Raw genomic sequence first — 19,234 nt, 5'->3', positions numbered from 1 at the left:
ATCGTCAATGTACTGAGGAGTACCCGCCGGGTCACCGTGCCATCGGTGTGATCGCGCGCACGTTGCGTAACCGCCCGTGTGAGGGGTGCACTGGGGACATGCTGACCAGAATCGACCACATCGGGATCGCCTGCTTCGACCTCGACAAGACCGTCGAGTTCTACCGTGCCACGTACGGCTTCGAGGTGTTCCACACCGAGGTCAACGAGGAGCAGGGGGTCCGCGAGGCCATGCTCAAGATCAACGAGACCTCGGACGGCGGGGCCTCGTACCTCCAGCTCCTGGAGCCGATCCGGGAGGACTCGGCCGTCGGGAAGTGGCTGGCCAAGAACGGTGAGGGGGTGCACCACATCGCCTTCGGCACCGCGGACGTGGACACCGACTCCGAGGCCATCCGCGACAAGGGCGTCCGCGTGCTGTACGAGGAGCCGCGCCGCGGCTCCATGAACTCACGGATCACCTTTCTGCACCCCAAGGACTGCCACGGCGTGCTCACCGAGCTGGTCACGGCGGCGCCCCGCACCGCGGCGCCCCACGCCGCGGAGGACCGCTCCGGGGCCGCCGGGGAGTCCACCCCTCCGTCCACCACTCAAGCGGACCACTGACCTTCCCCTTCCCCGGCCGGTAGAGTGCAACCTCGGCCGGGGTACGGGAACGAGATCGGAAAGGATCGGGGTCCGGCCCAGGCTTCGCCGATGATCTGACACCATTTCTTCGGAAGGGCTAGCTCCGGTCCGGCCGCCATGGCCGGACGCCAGGTCGGGACCGCGAGGTGCCACGTGGCACCCCCAGGTACGGAGCCGGCCGCCAACGCGACCAGGGGACGGATGGGACCGCGCAGTGCGGGGCTACGACCGCTACGAGCCTGACGACCACCTCTCGAAGTTCGAGGCCGAGATGGAGCGGCTGAAGACCGAGCGGGAGAAGGCCGTCCAGCACGCCGACGACCTCGGCTACCAAGTCGAGGTGCTGCGCGCCAAGCTGCACGAGGCGCGCCGCAATCTCGCGAGCCGCCCTGCCTACGACAGCGCCAACCTCGGCTACCAGGCCGAGCAGTTGCTGCGGAACGCGCAGATCCAGGCGGACCAGCTGCGCGCCGACGCCGAGCGCGAGCTGCGCGAGACCCGGGCCCAGACCCAGCGGCTGCTCCAGGAGCAGGCCGAGCGGCAGGCCCGGCTCGAAGCCGAGCTGCACGCCGAGGCGGTGGCGCGCCGTCAGCGCCTCGACCAGGAACTCGCCGAGCGCCGCGCCACCGTCGAGTCGCACGTCAACGAGAACGTCGCCTGGGCCGAGCAGTTGCGGGCCCGCAGCGAGGCGCAGGCCCGCCGGCTCCTGGACGAGTCGCGGGCCGAGGCCGAGCAGGCGCTCGCCGCCGCCCGCGCCGAGGCGCAGCGGCTGGCCGACCAGACCCGGGAGCGGCTGGGCGCGGAGGCCGAGTCGGCCCGCGCGGAAGCCGAAGCGATCCTGCGCCGCGCCCGTACGGAGGCCGAGCGGCTGCTGAGCACGGCCGGCGCCCAGGCGCAGGAGGCCGCCACCCACGCCGAGCAGCTGCGCACCTCCACCGCCTCCGAGTCGGACCAGGCGCGCAAGCAGGCCGCCGAGCTGACCCGGTCGGCCGAGCAGCGCATGCAGGAGGCCGAGGCCGCGCTGCGCGAGGCGCGCGCCGAGGCGGAGAAGGTGGTCACGGAGGCCAAGGAGGCCGCCGCCAAGCGGCTGTCGGCCGCCGAGACGGACAACGAGCAGCGCACCCGGACCGCGAAGGCGGAGATCGCCCGGCTGGTCGGCGAGGCCACCAAGGAGGCCGAGGCGCTGCGCGCGGAGGCCGAGCAGCTGCGGGACGACGCCCGTGCCGAGGCCGAGCGGCTGATCGCCGAGGCGGAGGAGACCGCGCGCGCCAAGGCTGCCGAGGACTCGGCCGCGCAGCTGGCCAAGGCGGCCCGCAGCGCCGAGGAGGTGCTGACCCGGGCCTCGGAGAACGCGCAGGCCACCACGAAGGCGGCGGCCGACGAGGCGGAGCGGATCCGGGCCAAGGCGGAGGCCGAGGCGGACCGGCTGCGGGCCGAGGCGCACGACACCGCCGAGCAGCTGAAGGGCGCGGCGAAGGACGACACCAAGGAGTACCGCGCCAAGACCGTCGAGCTGCAGGAGGAGGCCCGCCGGCTGCGCGGCGAGGCCGAGCAGCTGCGCGCGGAGGCGGTGACCGAGGGCGAGCGGATCCGCGCCGAGGCCCGCCGGGAGGCGGTGCAGCAGATCGAGGAGGCGGCCGGCACCGCCGAGGAGCTGCTGGCCAAGGCGAAGGCCGACGCGGAGGAGACCCGCTCGGGCGCCACCGCCGAGAGCGAGCGGGTGCGGACCGAGGCGATCGAGCGGGCCGCGGCGCTGCGCCGGCAGGCCGACGAGGCGCTGGAGCGGGCCCGCGGCGAGGCCGAGGAGCTGGTGACCTCGGCCGAGACGCAGGCCGAGCAGGTCAGGACGGAGGCGGCGGACGCCGCCCGGCGGATCCGCGAGGAGGCGGAGGCGGTCGCCGCCGACCGCCGCGCGGAGGCCGAGGCCGAGCTGGCCCGGCTCCAGGGGGAGGCCGAGCAGCGGCTCGCCTCGGCCGACCAGGCGCTACGCGAGGCCCGCGAGGAGTCGGAGCGGCTGCGCCGGGAGGCGGCGGACGACACGGAGCGGCTGCGCGCCGAGTCCGCCGAGCGGCTGGCCGCGCTGCGCCAGCAGGCCGAGGCGGAGGCGGACCGGCTGCGGGACGAGGCCGTCGCGGACGCGTCGGACATGCGCGCCGAGGGCGAGGCGGTCGCGGTGCGGCTGCGCGGCGAGGCCGCCGCGGAGGCCGAGCGGCTGCGCACCGAGGCACAGGAGACGGCCGACCGGGTGCGGGCGGAGGCGAACGCCGCCGCCGAGCGGCTCGGGGCCGAGGCCGCCGAGGCGCTCGCGGCCGCCCAGGAGGAGGCGGCCCGCCGCCGCCGCGAGGCCGAGCAGACCCTGGGCGACGCCCGCGAGGAGGCCCAGCGGGAGCGGAGCCTGGCGCACGAGCAGAGCGAGGAGCTGCTGGCCGCCGCCCGCAACCGGGTCACCGAGGCGCAGGAAGAGGCGCAGCGGCTGGTCGAGGAGGCCGAGCGGCACGCGGCCGAGCTGGTGTCGGCCGCCGAGCAGACCGCGCAGCAGGTGCGGGACGCGGTCGCGGGGCTGCACGAGCAGGCCGAGGAGGAGATCACCGGGCTGCGTACGGCCGCCGAGCACGCGGCGGAGCGCACCCGCCACGAGGCGCAGGCCGAGGCGGACCGGGTCCGCGCGGACGCGCACGCCGAGCGGGAGCGGGCCGCCGAGGACGCGGCGCGGTTGCGGCGCGAGGCGCAGGAGGAGTCGGAGGCCGCCAAGGCGCTGGCGGAGCGCACGGTCGCGGAGGCGATCGCGGAGGCGGACCGGCTCACCGGCCAGGCCCGGGAGGAGGCCAACCGGCGCCGTTCGGACGCCGCCGAGCAGGCGGACCGGCTGGTCGCCGAGGCCACCCGCGAGGCCGAGCGGCTGCGCACCGAGGCCCAGGAGGTCCTGGACGACGCCCGGCGCAGCGCCAACAAGCTCCGCAACGAGGCGGCCGAGCAGGCCGACACGCTGGTCAGCGGCGCGACGGAGGAGGCCCAGCGGCTGGTCGCGGAGGCGGGCGCGCGTGCGCAGCAGCTCCGTACGGAGGCGTCCGACGCGCGGGCGACGGCCGAGCAGGACGCGGCGCGCACCCGGGCCCAGGCCCGTGGGGACGCCAACAACATCCGCTCGGAGGCCGCCGCGCAGGCCGACCGGCTGGTCGGCGAGGCGACGAAGGAGGCCGAGCGGCTGCTGGCGGACGCCGGCGCGGAGGCCGAGCGGCTGCGCACCGAGGCGGCCGAGACCGTGACGTCGGCGCAGCAGCACGCGGCGCGCACCCGCGCGGAGTCGGAGCGGGTGGCGGCCGAGGCGGCGACGGACGCGGAGCGGATCCGCTCCGAGGCGCGGGCCGAGGCGGAGCGTACGGTCGACGAGGCGCGCGAGGACGCCAACAAGCGGCGCTCGGAGGCGGCGATCCAGGCCGACCGGCTGGTCACCGAGTCCACGGCGGAGGCGGAGCGGCTGACGGCGGAGGCGCGGGAGGCCGCGCTGCGGGCCGCGACCGCCGCCGAGGAGCAGGCCGACACGATGGTGGGCGCGGCCCGCAAGGAGGCCGAACGGATCGTCAGCGAGGCGACCGCGCAGGCGAACGGCCTGGTGGAGAAGGCGCGTACGGACTCCGACCGGATGCTCGGCGAGGCGCGGGGCGACGCGACCGCCATCCGGGAGCGGGCCGAGGAGCTGCGGGCCCGGGCCGAGGCCGAGGTGGAGGAGCTGCACGAGCGGGCCCGCCGGGAGTCCGCGGAGCAGATGAAGGCGACCGGGGAGCGCGTCGACAAGCTGGTCGCGGCGGCGACCGCGCAGCTGGTGAAGGCCGAGGAGAAGGCCAAGACGCTGGTCTCGGACGCCAACAGCGAGGCCAGCAAGGTCCGTATCGCCGCCGTGAAGAAGGCCGAGACGCTGCTGAAGGAGGCCGAGCAGAAGAAGGCGGACGCGACGCGGGACGCGGAGCGGGTGCGCGCGGAGGCGGAGGCCGAGGCCAAGCGGATCGTGGACGACGGCAAGCGCGAGCTGGAGCTGCTCAAACGGCGTCAGGAGGACATCAACGCGGAGATCTCCCGTGTCCAGGACGTGCTGGCCGCGTTGGAATCCTTCGAGGCCCCCGCGTCGGGCGGGTCCGGCGGGAAGGACAGCGGTGGGGTCAAGACGGGCGCCGGCGCGGGAAGCCGGGCGACGGGCAAGCGTTCGGACGGCTGAGCGGGTCCCGTACGGGTTCCGTGCGGGTTCCGTGCGGGGGTGCTAGAGACACGCCCGCAGCGTGTCCGTATCATCCCGACGAGTGACAAGCCATCCGTCTGCTTGCCACTCAAAAGGCTGGACATTGTGCAGATCGAACGGACGTTGACTCGATGACACGCCGTTTGGCCCCCTAGGATTCCCTCTATCACCTCACCGGTCTCTTTCGACAGGAACCCCATGAGCGACACTTCCTCCCCCTTCGGCTTCGAGCTCGTGCGGCGTGGATACGACCGCGGTCAGGTGGACGACCGCATTACCAAGCTCGTCGCCGACCGTGACAGTGCACTGGCCCGTATCACCTCTCTGGAAAAGCGCATCGAGGAGCTGCACCTCGAGACGCAGAACGCTCAGGCCCAGATCAACGACGCGGAGCCCTCGTACGCGGGGCTCGGCGCCCGCGTCGAGAAGATCCTCCGCCTCGCCGAGGAGGAGGCCAAGGATCTGCGTGAGGAGGCCCGCCGGGCCGCCGAACAGCACCGCGAGCTCGCCGAGTCGGCGGCCCAGCAGGTGCGCAACGACGCGGAGGCGTTCGCCGCCGAGCGCAAGGCGAAGGCGGAGGACGAGGGCGCCCGGATCGTCGAGAAGGCCAAGGGCGAGGCGGCGACGCTGCGTCAGGACGCGCAGAAGGACGCGCAGCAGAAGCGCGAGGAGGCGGACTCCCTCTTCGAGGAGACCCGCGCCAAGGCCGCCCAGGCCGCCGCGGACTTCGAGACGAACCTCGCCAAGCGCCGCGAGCAGTCCGAGCGCGACCTGGCCTCCCGTCAGGCCAAGGCCGAGAAGCGGCTGGCGGAGATCGAGCACCGGGCGGAGCAGCTGCGCCTGGAGGCCGAGAAGCTGCGTACGGACGCCGAGCGCCGCGCCCGCCAGACGGTGGAGACCGCACAGCGCCAGGCCGAGGACATCGTGGCGGACGCCAACGCCAAGGCGGACCGCATCCGCAGCGAGTCCGAGCGCGAGCTGGCGGCCCTCACCAACCGCCGCGACAGCATCAACGCCCAGCTGACCAACGTCCGCGAGATGCTGGCCACGCTGACCGGTGCCGCGGTGGCCGCGGCCGGCTCCCCCAGCGAGGACGAGTCGATCTCGCGCGGTGTCCCGGCCCAGCAGAGCCGCTGACGCCGAGCACCGCCGATACCCGGCGCCGGTGACGCCGGATCATCCGCCGGATCACCCCGTGCGATCCGGTCCGGACGTCCGCTGAGCGCGTCTCGTGCCCCGCGCCCGCCTCGTGCGGCGCGGGGCACGCGCATGAGGACGCGGTCTCGTCACGATCCGCTCTCGGCTCTCGCTTAACGGGAACCACGACTACACGGTTATCCTCCTAACCCGCACGGGGGCGAGCGCCCCGGATTCATCGCACGAGGGGCGGACAATGATCGAGGCAGTCGGCCTGACGAAGCGCTACGGCGCCAAGACGGCCGTGTACAACCTGTCGTTCCAGGTGCGGCCCGGGGCCGTCACCGGCTTCCTGGGACCGAACGGATCCGGCAAGTCGACGACGATGCGCATGATCCTGGGGCTCGACGAGCCCACCGCCGGCCATGTCACCGTGGGCGGCTACCCCTTCCGCCGGCTGCCCAACGCCCCGCGGCAGGTGGGCGCCCTCCTCGACGCGAAGGCCGTGCACGGCGGGCGCAGCGCTCGCCAGCACCTGCTGTGCCTGGCCCAGCTCTCCGGCATCCCGGCCCGCCGGGTCGACGAGGTGCTGGGCGTGGTCGGGCTGCAGAGCGTCGCGCGGAAGCGGTCCAAGGGGTTCTCGCTGGGCATGGGGCAGCGCCTGGGCATCGCGGCCGCCCTGCTGGGCGACCCGCAAGTGCTGCTCTTCGACGAGCCGGTCAACGGCCTGGACCCGGAGGGCATCCTGTGGGTCCGCAACCTGATGAAGCAGCTGGCCTCCGAGGGCCGCACGGTCTTCGTCTCCAGCCACCTGATGAGCGAGATGGCGCTGACCGCCGATCACCTGATCGTGATCGGGCGCGGGCAACTGCTCGCCGACATGAGCGTCAAGGACTTCATCTCCTACAACTCCGCGGACTTCGCGCGGGTCCGCACCCCGGACGGGGAGCCGGACCAGCGCGAGAAGCTGACCGCCGCGCTGAGCGAGGCCGGCGGCCAGGTGCTCCCGGAGCAGGACGGCGCGCTGCGGGTGACCGGCCTGCCGCTGCCGCGGATCAGCGACCTGGCGCACGAGGCGGACGTCCGCCTGTGGGAGCTCTCCCCGCACCAGGCGTCGCTGGAGGAGGCGTACATGCGGATGACGCAGGGCGCCGTGGACTACCGCTCGACCGTCGACCAGCGGGCGGGGCTGCAGGAAGCGGTGCCGGGCATGGCCCCGCAGGGCGCGCCGTACGGCTACGCCCCGCCGACCGCGGGCGGCGCGCCCGGCGGCTACCCGCCCGTGGGCGCCATGCCGGGCTACAACCCGCCGCCCGCGCCCCCCGGCCAGCCCGCCCAGGGCCAGCCCGCGCCCGGTCAGCCCGCGCCCGGCCAGGCCCCCTGGCAGCCGCAGCAGCCCCAGGCCGGTCAGGGCATGCCCGCCGCCCCGCAGGGTGCGCCCGCCGCCCCGCAGGCCGCAGCCCCGGCGCAGCCGCCGGCCGCTCCCCCGGCTCCGGCCGCCGCGCCGGCCGCCGCCGACATGAACAAGCGCGACAGCGAGGACGCCCGATGACCACCCCTTACCAGCAGCCGGCCCAGGGGACCCAGCCGCCCGCCCCGCCGCAGCCGCCCCAGCAGCCCGGACAGGCCCCCCAGGGCGCACCGCAGCACGCGCCCCACCAGCAGGCACCCCACCAGCAGGCACCCCAGCACACCGGACAGGCCCCCCAGGGCGCACCGCAGCACGCGCCCCACCAGCAGGCGCCCCACCAGCAGCCGCCCCAGCACACCGGACAGGCACCTCAGGGCGCACCGCAGCACGCGCCCCAGCAGCCCGGGCAGCCCCAGCAGCAGGCGCACTACCAGCAGGCACCGCAGGCGCCGCAGGCCCACCAGCCGGGGGCGCAGGCCCCGCAGGGCGCGCCGCAGCAGGGGTACGCCGCCGGGCCCGTCGCCGGGTACACCTCGCCGATCCCGATCCGGCGCACCCACCTGGGGCACGCCATCGCCTCCGAGTGGACCAAGATCAAGTCGGTGCGCTCGACGATCTGGACGCTGAGCGTCATGGTCGCGCTGGTCGTCGGCATCGGGCTGCTCGTGGCCGGGGGCACCAACGACAGCGACTACTCCAGCACGCCGACCACCATCCCCGGTCTGTTCGGCACGCTCCTCGGCCAGCTGTGCATCGTCACGCTCGGCGTGCTCGTGGTCTCCTCCGAGTACGGCACCGGGATGATCCGCACGACCTTCACCGCCTCACCGCAGCGCTCGCGGGTGCTGACCGCGAAGGCCCTCGTCTTCTTCGCGGTGTCCTTCGTGACCACGACCGTCGCGCTGGCGCTGGTGGCCTGGATGAGCTCGGGGATGCACAGCGGGCCCGGCGTCCAGGAGCCGACGAGCAAGCAGATGATGGGGGCGACCCTGGGGGCCGGGCTGTATGTCTCCCTGCTCGGGCTCCTCTCGCTCGCGGTCGGCAGCATGCTGCGGCACTCCGCCGGCGCGATCACCACGATGCTCGGTGTGGTGCTGCTGCCGGCGATCCTCCCCGCCTTCCTGATGATGTCGAGCAGCCTGCAGACCCTGGGCGAGAAGATGCAGAAGTATTCCTCGCCCCAGTCGCTGGCCGCGCTCTTCCAGATCGACGACGAGCTCGGGACCGGCTGGTCGCAGCTGGGCGTGCTGGCCGGCATCACCTTCGCCGCGCTCGTCGCCGCGTACGCGCTGCTCGAGAAGCGCGACGTGTGACAAGCGGCCCATGAGGCCGCAGGGCTAATATCTCGGCGCGTTACGGGACCGCTGGAGCTTCGCGCTCCGGCGGTCCCGCGCGTTCCAGCAGGACTTGTGCCAGTGGCGGCGGTCGTCCACGCCGCTGTACTGCTGCCAGGCCACGATGTGCGGCACCCCGGGTGGGATCTCCTGGTCGCAGCCGGGGCAGCGGTAGTGCTTGGCGGCGGCGCCCCCGCCGATCTGGCGGACCACCCACTCCTCGCCCCGCCAGCTCTGTGTCGTCTCCAGCCCATAGCGGTCCGCGCGGTCCTCGTCATCGCGGCCGCTCGGATTCTCGCCGCCTCGCGGGCGGTTTCGGCGTGGGGACACGGGGCACCTCGAAGGACGCTGGGAGCTACTGACTGTGACCAGCGTACGCGTTACCGTCACGGTCCCCGAAAGCCGCATCCACAGGCGCCCTCCGATCATCATGAAAACTTCTTGCCAAGCCGTGCCCTTGGCACGTGTCAGGCGTTAATGCCTATGCGGGGGAGGGTGCCCGTGTCGGCGGCGTCGGCCGCAAGAGGAGGCAGATGGCAATGCGCGTGGGGGCTTTCATCCTCGCCGCCCAATTCCCGGGCCAGGGGCAGGGGGAGGCGCTGCACCGGGCGGTCCGGTCCGCGTACGTCTCCGAGGAGGCGGGGCTGGACGCGGTGTGGCTCGCCGAGCACCACTTCGTCCCGTACGGCGTCTGCCCTTCCGCGGTCACGCTCGCCGCGCTGCTGCTCGGCCGCACCCGGAGAATAGGCGTCGGCACGGCCGTGAGCGTCCTGCCGACCGCGCACCCCGTCGCGCTGGGAGAACAGGCCGCGCTGCTCCATCTCGTCTCCGGGGGGCGCTTCACGCTGGGGGTCGGCCGGGGCGGGCCGTGGGTGGACCTGGAGGTGTTCGGCACCGGTCTGCGGGCCTACGAGCGGGACTTCCCCGAGTCGCTGGACCTGCTGCTGCGCTGGCTGCGCGAAGCGCGGGTGGGCGCGGCCGGCGAGCGGTACGCCTTCCGCGAGGTGCCCGTCGTGCCGCGCCCCGACGAGGCGCTGGGCGACCGGGCGGCGTCCGGGCCGCCCGTGATCGTGGCCTGTACCTCACCGCGCGGCGTGCGGCTGGCCGCCGAGCGCGGGTTGCCCATGCTGCTGGGGATGCACTGTGGGGACGACGAGAAGGCCGAGGTGGTCGAGCTGTGGCGGAAATCGGCGCTGGCCGCGGGCCGTTGCCCCGAGGAGGTGGCCGCGGTGGCGGCCGAGCATGTCTCGGCGGGGGTGGTGCAGATCGCTGACGCGCGCCCGGAGGCGGCGGAGACCCTCCTCAAGGCCATGCCCGGCTGGCTGCGCCAGGGGCTCGACGCGCATGTGACGGTGGACGGGCGGCCGCGCCGGATGCGCGATCCGCTGGCCTACGCCGAGCTGCTGTGCGGGCTGCACCCGGTCGGACCGCCGCGGCTGTGCGCGGACCGGCTGGCGGCGACGGCGGAGCGCACCGGCATCCGCCGCTTCGCGCTCCTGGTGGAGGGCTCGGGCGACCTGGCGGCCACGGAGGAGAACGTGCGCCGGCTGGGCGCGGAAGTGCTGCCGCTCCTGAGCTAGGCACTGTCCGGGCCTGGACACCCCCGCGCTCAAGACACCTCCCCCTCCATTTCCCCCTCAGTGGAGCGGCAGCGGACGGTCGGGTCAGCAGTCGCGCAGCTCAGGAGACTGGTTCAGCAGCTGACCGCGGGACGAGGTGAAGCGGGCCAGTCTCTCGTCGGCCGAGCCGTCCAACGGGAACACCGCCACCCGGTGGCAGTTCTGGAAGGCCAGCCGTACCCCGAAGTGGCGCTGCAGCGCGCCTCGTATCGCGTCGCTCGCGAGCGCCCGCAGCAGCTGGCCGCGGGCCTGCTCGTCCGGCGGCGGCGTCTGGTTGTCGGCGAACTCCCCGCCGTCGACCTTCAGCTGGGCCACCAGAGAGCTGATCATCTCCCATGCGTACGGTAGGGAGGTCCGGACGCAGTCGACGAAGTCGGCTTCGTCGACCTCGCCTCGCTCGGCCTGTGCAAGGAGGGCCGGTGAGACGTCGAGCGACATGGATTCTCCTCTCGCGACCCCCGTGACGGGGGTCTCAGGGACGGATGGGCGGACGGCGACGGAGCGTACCCGCGTGACGACCGCCCGCTTCAACGGTAATTCGGCCACTGCGGGCGCACCAGGAGAATGCGTCCACAACCAGCCACCACTGAAGGGGCCCATCGCCGGACGAATCGCGTCGGCCGCCCGCCGTCGAGTAGCGTTGCCGACCATGCGTCTCGTCATCGCCCGTTGCTCCGTGGACTACGCCGGCCGGCTCACCGCCCACCTCCCCTCGGCACCCCGTCTGATCCTGATCAAGGCCGACGGCAGTGTGTCGATCCACGCGGACGACAGGGCCTACAAACCCCTCAACTGGATGTCTCCGCCGTGCACCCTCAAGGAGGGCGACGGCGATGTGTGGACCGTGGTGAACAAGGCGGGCGAGAAGCTCATCATCACCATGGAGGAAGTGCTGCACGACTCCTCGCACGAACTGGGGGTGGACCCCGGTCTGATCAAGGACGGGGTCGAGGCCCATCTGCAGGAGTTGCTGGCCGATCGTATCGAGACACTTGGCGATGGCTGGACGCTTATTCGGCGTGAATACCCCACTGCCATTGGCCCCGTGGACATTCTCTGCCGGGACGCGGACGGCGCGACCGTCGCGGTGGAGATCAAGCGGCGCGGGGAGATCGACGGTGTCGAGCAGCTGACCCGCTATCTGGAGCTGCTCAACCGCGATCCGCATCTGGCCCCGGTGAAGGGGATCTTCGCGGCGCAGGAGATCAAGCCGCAGGCGCGGGTGCTCGCCACGGACCGCGGCATCGGCTGTGTCGTCCTGGACTACGACGCGCTGCGCGGCGTCGAGGACGACAAGCTGCGGCTGTTCTGAGAGCCCTCTCCCCCCATCCACACACGCGCGCGCGGCGCGGTCCGGCATCGCCGGGCCGCGCCGCGGTGTTTTCCCGCTGTTCTCCCGCCGCTTTCTCGCCGTGTCGGCCGCCTACGCCGGCACGCTCTTCGACGAGCCCGCCGACGCGGAGGTGGTCGGGGACGTGGAGGCGGAGCCGCTCGCCGTGGTCGCCGGGCCGCTCGCCGTGTTCGTGGTGTCGCCTCCGGGGCTCGTGGTGGCGGTGGAGGGCGGGGTGGTCGCCGGGCTGGTGGGCGTCTGGGTCGGGGGCTTGGTCGGGGGGCTGGTCGGCGGCCTGGTGGGGGTGCGGGTCGGGCTGTGGGTGGTGGACCCGGACGAGGACGGGGACGACGACTTGTCCGTCGGTGAGGCCTCGCCGCTCGAGGACGGGGCGGTCGGGCTCTCCGTGGCGCTGGGCGAACCGCTGACCAGCGTGGACGGGGACGTGGGCGCCCCGGGGACGCCGCTGGGGCCCGGCCGGCTGCTCTCGCCCGCGCCGCTCGTGGGCTCGTCGGCGGTCAGCCCCTTGTCGTCGTCCTGCCGGGAGGACGACGGGCCGGGCTTGACGGTGTCGGCGGAGCCCTCGTCCCCGTCGCCCGACGTCACGCCGAGGGTCACCACCGTGCCGAGGACGGCGAGGAGCAGGGCGCCCGCGCCCGCCGCGACCAGGTTGCGCCGGGCGCCGGTCAGCGCCGCGAAGCGGCGGCCGAGCGGGGTCCGGCCGCCCCTCACGCCGCCCGCGCCCGCCGTGCGGCCGCTGCCGTCGGCCGGACCCGCGGAACCGGCCGCACCGGCCGCGCCGGCGGAGCGGACGGCGGCGAGCACGTCGACGCGGCTGAGGGGCTCGGTCGTCGCGACCCGCGGGGTGACCACCGTGATCTCCGTGTCGGCCGGGTCCCGCCGCCCGGCGGACCCGCCGGCGGGCGGCGAGGCCGACTCGTCGTGGCGCGCGTCCGAGACCTCTTCCCCCGCCGCCGAACGACGACCGTCCGCAGCCCCCGGGCCGCCGGGGGCTGCGGGGCCGCCGGAGCGGTCGGTGACCAGGGCGAGGGCGCGCCGGCCCGCGACCGTGCCGGGCTTGTCGGCCAGCACGCCGCGCAGCCCGATGGACGCCTCCAGCTCGGCCCGGGCCCGTTCCAGATTGCCCGTGCACAGCGCGAGGACGCCCAGCTCGTGGTGGAAGTACGCCTCCTCGGCCACCTGTCCGGCCAGCCGCGCGGCCTCCTGGCCGTGGCGCAGGGCGCGCTCCCAGGCGCCCCAGTGCAGCGCGGCGGCGAAGGCGGGGGTGGCGCTGCGGGCCAGCAGCACGGCGGCCTCGGCGCGGCCGGGCTCCCGCTCGGCGACCAGGGCGGCCATGGCGGTGAGGATCGCGTCGGCCTCGACGGCGACCCGCTCCGGGGCGACCGAGGGGTGGCCGGCCCACCAGGCGTAGTGCCGGGCGACGGCGGCCGCGCGCTCGGCCGTCTCGTCCGCGTAGCCGTCGGCGGCGAGCTGGTCGGCCACGCCGACGGCGAGCCGGTAGTGCGGGCCGGCGGGGGTGACCAGGCCGCCGGCGATCAGCTCGCCGAGCGCCGCGTCGGCGTGGGTGTCCCCGGCCAGCGCGGGCAGGTGCGTCTGGTGCGGGCACTCGCCGCCGAGCGCGACCGCGAACCGCAGGGCGTCGCGGGCCGCCGCGCTCAGCCGGGAGGCGATCAGCGCGACCGGGGCCGAGCCCTCGGCGAGCGTCGGCAGCGGGATGTCCCGCGCGCCGGCCCCGGCGGACCCGGAAGCCGAATCGCTGCCGGACCCGGAACCCGAACCGCTGCCGGAGCCCGAACCGCTGCCGGAGCCCGGGCCGGAGGCGGCACCCGAGCCGGAGACGGCACCCGAGCCCGAGGCGGAGCCTGCGTCGGTGTCGGCCGTCCCGGCGGGCCGCCGCTCCTCCCCCCGCAGCGCGTCGCGCTGCCGCAGCAGCGCTCCGGCCTGGACGAACCGCAGCGGCAGCCCCTCGGACTCGAACCACAGGTCCGCGGCCCAGCTCCGCTCGTCCTCCTCCAGGGGCCGCCGTACGGCCCTCTCCAGCAGTTCCAGGGACCCGGTGCGGCTCAGCCCGGAGAGGAAGACCTCTTCGAGGTGCGACCCGGCGGAGGGGGCCGGGACGGCGGGGGTGGCCGAGATCAGGAAGGCGCACTCGGGCGTCGCGTCCAGGAACTCGTCCAGCGCGGCGCCGCCGAACTCGACGTCGTCCAGCACGACGACCGCGCCGATCTCCGCGACGGCCTCCAGCAGCTCCGCCCGGCCGGGCCGGTGGAGGGAGGCGCGGTAGACGGTCGCGTACAGCTCGTGGAGCAGGTCGGTGGGGGTGCGGCGGTAGCCGGAGAGGCGTACGACCCCGTCGGGCGCCAGGCTCTCGCAGTCCGCGGCGACGGCGTCCAGCAGCCTGCTGCGGCCCGCGCCGGAGGGCCCGGTGACCCGCACCGAGCGGCCGCGGGCGAGCAGCCGTCCCAGCCGCTCGCGCTCCTCCTCCCGCTCCAGCATGGGCACTTCGAGGGCCACCGCGCCCGCGGGCAGCGGCGGGGCGGCGGCCCGGCGCAGCTCGGCGCGCTCGTCGGGGCCGCGGCGCTCGGGGCGGGCGGGCCGCTCGCCGGGCGGGCAGGGCTCTATCTCGCTGCCGTCGACCGGGTTGACCGTCAGCAGGAAGTCCCCGGAGACCAGCCGCACCGTGCGCACGGGCGTGGCGGCGGAGCCGCCGAGGTGCGGGGTGAGCGGGTCGCGCGGCGACCGCGGGGTGCCGCCACCGCCGTCCGCGGGGTGCGGGGTCGGGGTGTCGCGGCCGTGCTCTTCCGACCCGCGGTTCGTCGGATCCATGGTGAAAGCCCCCCAGGTGCGTGGCGTGCTGTCCGGCTCCCGGCCTGTCCGCACGCGCGCCTTGCCGTCGCTTCCGGTCCGGTGCCCGCCGTAGGGATGGTGTCCGGCGAAGTCACCGGACCCTGGACCTCCCCACAGTATCCACTGACGGGGAGTGAGGTCGCGCCGCCCCGTGGCGCCGTCCGGCCCCCGTACGCCGCGCTCGGCCGCGCGGCGGCGTCACACCGGCCCCGGGCGCTCGCCTCCGCCTCGCCCCGGCGCTCAGACGCGCGGCAGCGACTCGACTTCGAGCCCGCCTTCGATGGCCAGGATCCGGTGCAGCCGGGTGGCCACCAGCAGTCGCTGCATCTGGGGCGGCACCCCGCGCAGCACCAGCCGCCGGCCGGCCCGGCCGGCCTTCCGGTGGGCCCCCATGATCACGCCGAGCCCGGTGGCGTCCCAGGAGTCCAGCTCGGTCAGGTCGAGTACGAGGTCCCCGCCGCCGGATTCAAGGGCGGTGTGCAAGGCCGTACGGGCGTCCGCCGCGCTCCGGACGTCGAGTCGACCCCCGACGACGAGCTCGGCGTGGTCGCCCCTGATGTGCATATGCGCTCCCCAACGTGGTGCTCCCCCAGCCACCGCTGGGAGATGCCCCCGGTCTCCCATGAGCAATCTGGCATGAGCAATCTGGTCTACCGAACTGACTGTCTCTCATGCGGTGAAGTTGCCGGTTGTAAGCGAACCGATACCGAATTCACCCGCAAGGGTGCTCCTGCCCCTGATTGCGTTTGAGGCGCATCAGGGGCAGAAGCGGGCGGGTGCGTGCCGGGTCAGTAGTGGTAGAACCCGCCGCCGCTCTTGCGCCCGATGTCGCCGGCGTCGACCATGCGGCGCATGATCTCCGGCGGCGCGAACTTCTCGTCCTGGGACTCGGTGTAGATGTTCTCCGTGGCGTGCAGCAGGATGTCCACCCCGGTCAGGTCGGCCGTGGCGAGGGGTCCCATCGCATGGCCGAAGCCCAGCTTGCAGGCGGTGTCGATGTCCTCGGCGGTGGCCACCCCGGACTCGTACAGCTTCGCGGCCTCGACGACGAGCGCGGAGATCAGGCGGGTGGTCACGAACCCCGCGACGTCGCGGTTGACGACGATACAGGTCTTGCCGACGCCCTCGGCGAACTCCCGGGCGGCGGCGAGGGTTTCGTCGCTGGTCTTGTAGCCGCGCACCAGCTCGCACAGCCGCATCATCGGGACGGGCGAGAAGAAGTGGATGCCCACGACCCGCTCGGGGCGCTCGGTGGCCGCCGCGATCTTGGTGATCGGGATGGCCGAGGTGTTGGAGGCGAGGATGGTGTCGTCCTTGACCAGGCCGTCCAGGGTGCGGAAGATGTCCCGCTTGACCTCGATCTTCTCGAAGACGGCCTCCACGACGACATCCGCGTCGGCGGCGGCCTCCAGCTCGGTCGTGGTGGTGATGCGCGCCAGGGCCTGCTCGGCGGCCTCGGCCTCCAGCTTGCCCTTGGCGACGAACTTCTCGTACGAGGCGCGGATGGCGTCGGTGCCGCGGCGCAGCGCCTCGTCGGTCACATCACGCAGCACGACGTCCCAGCCCGCCTGGGCGGAGACCTGCGCGATGCCGGATCCCATGAGTCCGGCCCCGATGACCGCGAGCTTCCTGGCCACGTTTCACGTCCTTTCGTACGTTGCGTAACTGACGCCGTTGGCCGGACCTTAACGCCCGTTCACCCCTTGTGGCAGCCCCTAGTAAGGCGCGTCACGGTGTGTTCTTCACCGCATAGTTGAGGACGCCGTCACTGAGGAGCGACTCCATGACGTCGATCTGCCGCAGCACCTCCGCGGATGTCTCCTCCGGGGTGCTGCCCGCGGTGTGGCAGCGTCCGATGCTGCGGTCCACGGCGTTCTGCATGCCGATGACCTGGTGGGCGATGAACTCGGGCGTCGGATCGTCCGGCGGGGCCCCGGTCTCCTCCCGCAGGGTGGCCGCGAGCCGGTCGACCATCCGGCCCTGCATCCGCAGCACGCGGGCCATCAGCGTCGGGGACTCCTGGATGATCCGCAGGAAGCGCGCGTAGCCGGGGTCCATCCCGGCGTACGGGTTCCGCTCCGCGACGTCCTCCCGGAGCCGGGCCAGCACCGCCCGCACCGCCGACACGCCCTCCCCGCGCTCCCGTACGAGCCGTGAGGCGCGCTCGACGACCTCCTCCTCGCGGTCGAAGAGGAGGTCCTCCTTGGCGGGGAAGTAGTTGTAGACGGTGTTGACCGACACATCGGCGACCTCGGCGACCGCGGCGATGGTGACCGCCTCGAAGCCGTGCTCCAGGAAGAGCGCGGTGGCCATGTCCGAGATGCGCTGTCTGACCTGCCGCTTCTTGCGTTCCCTGAGCCCTTCCGCCATGCCCCCATCCTAGCTTCCATGGTGTCTCTTAAATTTTGGGGTCGTTGCAAAATTTAAGTCTCCCTGCTTTTCTAGGCGCATGCCAGTCATCAGCACGGCCGGGCTCGCCCGGACCTTCCAGACCAAGCGCGGCCCCGTGGAGGCCGTCCGCGGCATCGACCTCACCGTCCGGCCGGGCGAGATCCTCGGCTTCCTCGGCCCCAACGGCGCGGGCAAGACCACGACCCTGCGCATGCTCACCACCCTGCTCGCCCCCACGGGCGGGGCCGCGACCGTCGCCGGGTGCGACCTGGCCCGGGACCCGGAGGGGGTGCGCCGGAAGATCGGTTACGTCGCCCAGTCCGGCGGCGTGGACCCCTCCGTCTCCGTCCGCGAGGAACTCGTCAGCCAGGGGCGCATGTACCGGCTCGGCAAGGCCGAGGCGGCCGCCCGCGCCGAGGAACTCGCCGCCGACCTCGACCTGACCGAGCTGCTCGACCGCAAGTGCGGCGCCCTGTCCGGCGGTCAGCGGCGCCGCCTCGACATCGCCATGGGCCTCACCCACCGGCCCGCGGTGCTCTTCCTCGACGAGCCCACCACCGGGCTCGACCCCGGGAGCCGGGCCGACCTGTGGGACCTGATCCGCCGGCTGCGGGATGGCCAGGGGATGACCGTCTTCCTGACCACCCACTACCTCGACGAGGCGGAGGCGCTCGCCGACCGGCTGGTCGTCGTCGACCGCGGCACGGTGGTCGCCGAGGGCACCGCCGCCGCGCTCAAGGCCCGGTACGGCGGGTCGCCCGAGGCCACCCTCCAGGACGCCTTCATCGCCATCACCGGGCGCCGCACCGCCGAGCCCGACGCCACCCCGATCGCCGTCTAGCGACTCAGGAGCCCCCCGCCGTGTCCCACCTGTTCTCCGACACCGGCCTGATCTTCGGCCGCTATCTCCGCCAGGCCCTGAACTCCAAGGTCGGCGTGGTCTTCGGGCTGCTGCAGCCCATGTTCTATCTGATCTTCTTCGGCCCGCTGCTGAGGGACGTGCCCCTCGGCGGCGAGGGCGACTCCTGGCAGACCCTGGTCCCCGGGCTGCTCATCCAGCTCGGCCTGTTCAGCGCCGCGTTCGCGGGCTTCGGCATCCTGCTCGAGAAGCAGGTCGGGGTGATCGAGCGGATGCGGGTCACCCCCGTCAGCCGGCTCGCGCTGCTGCTGGGCCGGGCGCTCAAGGACGTGGTCCTGCTGCTGGTCCAGTCGCTGCTGCTGGTGCTCGTCGCGGTCGCGCTCGGGCTGCGCGCCCCGGTGCTCGGGGTGGTCGTGGGCTTCCTCTTCGTCGGCCTGCTCACCATCTCGCTGGCCTCGCTGTCGTACGCCCTGGCCATGCGGGTCGACGGGCCGCAGGGGTTCGCCCCGGTCATCAGCACGGTCAACATGCCCGCCATGCTGCTGTCCGGGATCCTGCTGCCGATGGCCCTGGCGCCCGGCTGGCTGGACGCCGTCTCGCGCTGTGTGCCCTTCCGCTACCTCGTGGACGCGGTGCGCGCCGCGTACGTCGGGGACTTCGGCTGGGACACCGTCGGCGTCGGCGCGCTGGTCGGACTCGCCCTGTGCGCCGTCTCGATGACGGTCGGCACCCGGGTGTTCCGCAAGGCCGGGGCGTAGGGGATGTCTCCCCGATCTCTGCGGGCCCGCCCGGCACGCGCGGCGCCGGACCCGACGCCGCGCGTAGGCTCGGCCCCATGGTCAGACTCACCCGCATCTACACGCGCACCGGGGACAAGGGCACCACGTCGCTCGGCGACATGAGCCGCACCGCCAAGACCGATCCGCGGATCGCCGCGTACGCCGACGCGAACGAGGCCAACGCCGCGATCGGGGTGGCCATCGCCCTGGGGTCGCTGCCCCCGGAGATCGTCAAGGTGCTGGTCCGCGTCCAGAACGACCTGTTCGACGTGGGCGCGGACCTGTCCACCCCGGTGGTCGAGAACCCGGCGCACCCGCCGCTGCGCGTCGAGCAGAGCTACATCGACAAGCTGGAGGCGGACTGCGACCTGTTCCTCGAAGGGCTGGAGAAGCTGCGCAGCTTCATCCTCCCGGGCGGCACGCCCGGCGCGGCCCTGCTGCACCAGGCGTGCACCGTCGTACGCCGGGCCGAGCGCTCCACGTGGGCCGCGCTCGACGAGTACGCGGAGTCCATGAACCCGCTCACCGCCACCTACCTCAACCGCCTCTCCGACCTGCTGTTCATCCTGGCCCGGGCGGCCAACAAGGAGGTCGGCGACGTGCTGTGGGTGCCCGGCGAGAACCGCTGACCGGGTCGGGCGGGGTC

The 19,234-nt window shown here is 73.8% G+C and carries 16 protein-coding genes; 10 read left to right on the top strand and 6 right to left on the bottom strand.

Annotated elements, in window-relative coordinates:
- The first annotated feature begins 98 nt into the window (after positions 1 to 98).
- The 5 genes from mce (at position 99) to ABFY07_RS15185 (ending at position 8,721) form a co-directional block, all read left to right on the top strand.
- Positions 99 to 605: a methylmalonyl-CoA epimerase gene (gene mce, locus ABFY07_RS15205; protein WP_346175007.1), complete on the top strand. Its 507-nt coding sequence runs from the start codon at positions 99 to 101 to the stop codon at positions 603 to 605.
- A gap of 235 nt (positions 606 to 840) precedes the next feature.
- Positions 841 to 4,839 (top strand): polarized growth protein Scy, encoded by a 3,999-nt coding sequence (scy, locus tag ABFY07_RS15200; protein WP_346175006.1) that lies wholly within the window; start codon positions 841 to 843, stop codon positions 4,837 to 4,839.
- A gap of 219 nt (positions 4,840 to 5,058) precedes the next feature.
- Entirely contained in the window at positions 5,059 to 5,997 is a 939-nt protein-coding gene (locus ABFY07_RS15195) for a coiled-coil domain-containing protein (RefSeq protein ID WP_346175005.1), read from the top strand.
- Positions 5,998 to 6,253: 256 nt separating this feature from the next.
- Positions 6,254 to 7,549, top strand: coding sequence for an ABC transporter ATP-binding protein (locus tag ABFY07_RS15190; RefSeq protein ID WP_346175004.1), 1,296 nt, complete (start codon positions 6,254 to 6,256; stop codon positions 7,547 to 7,549).
- Positions 7,546 to 8,721, top strand: a complete 1,176-nt coding sequence (locus ABFY07_RS15185; protein WP_346175003.1) for an ABC transporter permease — start codon at positions 7,546 to 7,548, stop codon at positions 8,719 to 8,721. The genes ABFY07_RS15190 and ABFY07_RS15185 overlap by 4 nt, the downstream gene beginning before the upstream one ends.
- A 24-nt stretch (positions 8,722 to 8,745) precedes the next feature.
- On the opposite strand, the gene ABFY07_RS15180 is transcribed toward ABFY07_RS15185, so the two are convergent.
- Entirely contained in the window at positions 8,746 to 9,072 is a 327-nt protein-coding gene (locus ABFY07_RS15180; protein ID WP_065964645.1) for an ATP/GTP-binding protein, read from the bottom strand.
- A 209-nt stretch (positions 9,073 to 9,281) separates the two neighbouring features.
- Between ABFY07_RS15180 and ABFY07_RS15175 the strand changes: the two genes are divergently transcribed.
- Entirely contained in the window at positions 9,282 to 10,322 is a 1,041-nt protein-coding gene (locus ABFY07_RS15175; protein ID WP_346175062.1) for an LLM class flavin-dependent oxidoreductase, read from the top strand.
- Positions 10,323 to 10,406: 84 nt separating this feature from the next.
- On the opposite strand, the gene ABFY07_RS15170 is transcribed toward ABFY07_RS15175, so the two are convergent.
- On the bottom strand, positions 10,407 to 10,799 hold the full coding sequence (locus ABFY07_RS15170) for an SCO5389 family protein (RefSeq protein WP_346175002.1): 393 nt from the start codon (positions 10,797 to 10,799) through the stop codon (positions 10,407 to 10,409).
- Positions 10,800 to 11,010: 211 nt separating this feature from the next.
- On the opposite strand from ABFY07_RS15170, the gene nucS reads away from it, so the two are divergent.
- The gene (nucS, locus tag ABFY07_RS15165) at positions 11,011 to 11,673 is read left to right on the top strand and encodes an endonuclease NucS (RefSeq protein WP_065964638.1); all 663 of its coding nucleotides are present in this window, start codon (positions 11,011 to 11,013) and stop codon (positions 11,671 to 11,673) included.
- A gap of 111 nt (positions 11,674 to 11,784) precedes the next feature.
- Here the strand turns inward: nucS and ABFY07_RS15160 are convergent, their stop codons facing one another.
- The 4 genes from ABFY07_RS15160 to ABFY07_RS15145 all read right to left on the bottom strand — a co-directional run bounded on the left by ABFY07_RS15160 (position 11,785) and on the right by ABFY07_RS15145 (position 16,929).
- Entirely contained in the window at positions 11,785 to 14,538 is a 2,754-nt protein-coding gene (locus tag ABFY07_RS15160) for an ATP-binding protein (RefSeq protein ID WP_346175001.1), read from the bottom strand.
- A gap of 261 nt (positions 14,539 to 14,799) precedes the next feature.
- A complete protein-coding gene (locus tag ABFY07_RS15155; RefSeq protein WP_014176360.1) occupies positions 14,800 to 15,123 on the bottom strand; it encodes an STAS domain-containing protein in 324 nt (107 codons plus the stop codon).
- 224 nt (positions 15,124 to 15,347) lie between these two features.
- Positions 15,348 to 16,196: a 3-hydroxyacyl-CoA dehydrogenase family protein gene (locus ABFY07_RS15150; RefSeq protein WP_346175000.1), complete on the bottom strand. Its 849-nt coding sequence runs from the start codon at positions 16,194 to 16,196 to the stop codon at positions 15,348 to 15,350.
- Positions 16,197 to 16,287: 91 nt separating this feature from the next.
- The gene (locus ABFY07_RS15145; RefSeq protein WP_346174999.1) at positions 16,288 to 16,929 is read right to left on the bottom strand and encodes a TetR/AcrR family transcriptional regulator; all 642 of its coding nucleotides are present in this window, start codon (positions 16,927 to 16,929) and stop codon (positions 16,288 to 16,290) included.
- 79 nt (positions 16,930 to 17,008) lie between these two features.
- Here ABFY07_RS15145 and ABFY07_RS15140 point away from each other — a divergent pair, with 79 nt between their 5' ends.
- The 3 genes from ABFY07_RS15140 (at position 17,009) to ABFY07_RS15130 (ending at position 19,217) form a co-directional block, all read left to right on the top strand.
- Complete coding sequence (locus tag ABFY07_RS15140; RefSeq protein WP_346174998.1) at positions 17,009 to 17,791, top strand: ABC transporter ATP-binding protein; 783 nt, start codon at positions 17,009 to 17,011, stop codon at positions 17,789 to 17,791.
- A gap of 20 nt (positions 17,792 to 17,811) precedes the next feature.
- Positions 17,812 to 18,567 carry an ABC transporter permease gene (locus tag ABFY07_RS15135; RefSeq protein ID WP_346174997.1) on the top strand — a complete coding sequence of 252 codons (756 nt, stop codon included), beginning with the start codon at positions 17,812 to 17,814 and terminating at the stop codon, positions 18,565 to 18,567.
- A 77-nt stretch (positions 18,568 to 18,644) separates the two neighbouring features.
- The gene (locus ABFY07_RS15130) at positions 18,645 to 19,217 is read left to right on the top strand and encodes a cob(I)yrinic acid a,c-diamide adenosyltransferase (RefSeq protein WP_346174996.1); all 573 of its coding nucleotides are present in this window, start codon (positions 18,645 to 18,647) and stop codon (positions 19,215 to 19,217) included.
- Positions 19,218 to 19,234 lie beyond the last annotated feature (17 nt).

The sequence above is a fragment of the Streptomyces sparsogenes subsp. cuspidosporus genome, assembly GCF_039532705.1.
Classification (GTDB): Bacteria; Actinomycetota; Actinomycetes; order Streptomycetales; family Streptomycetaceae; genus Streptomyces; species Streptomyces sparsogenes.
This window is presented reverse-complemented; position numbering and strand designations above follow the sequence as displayed.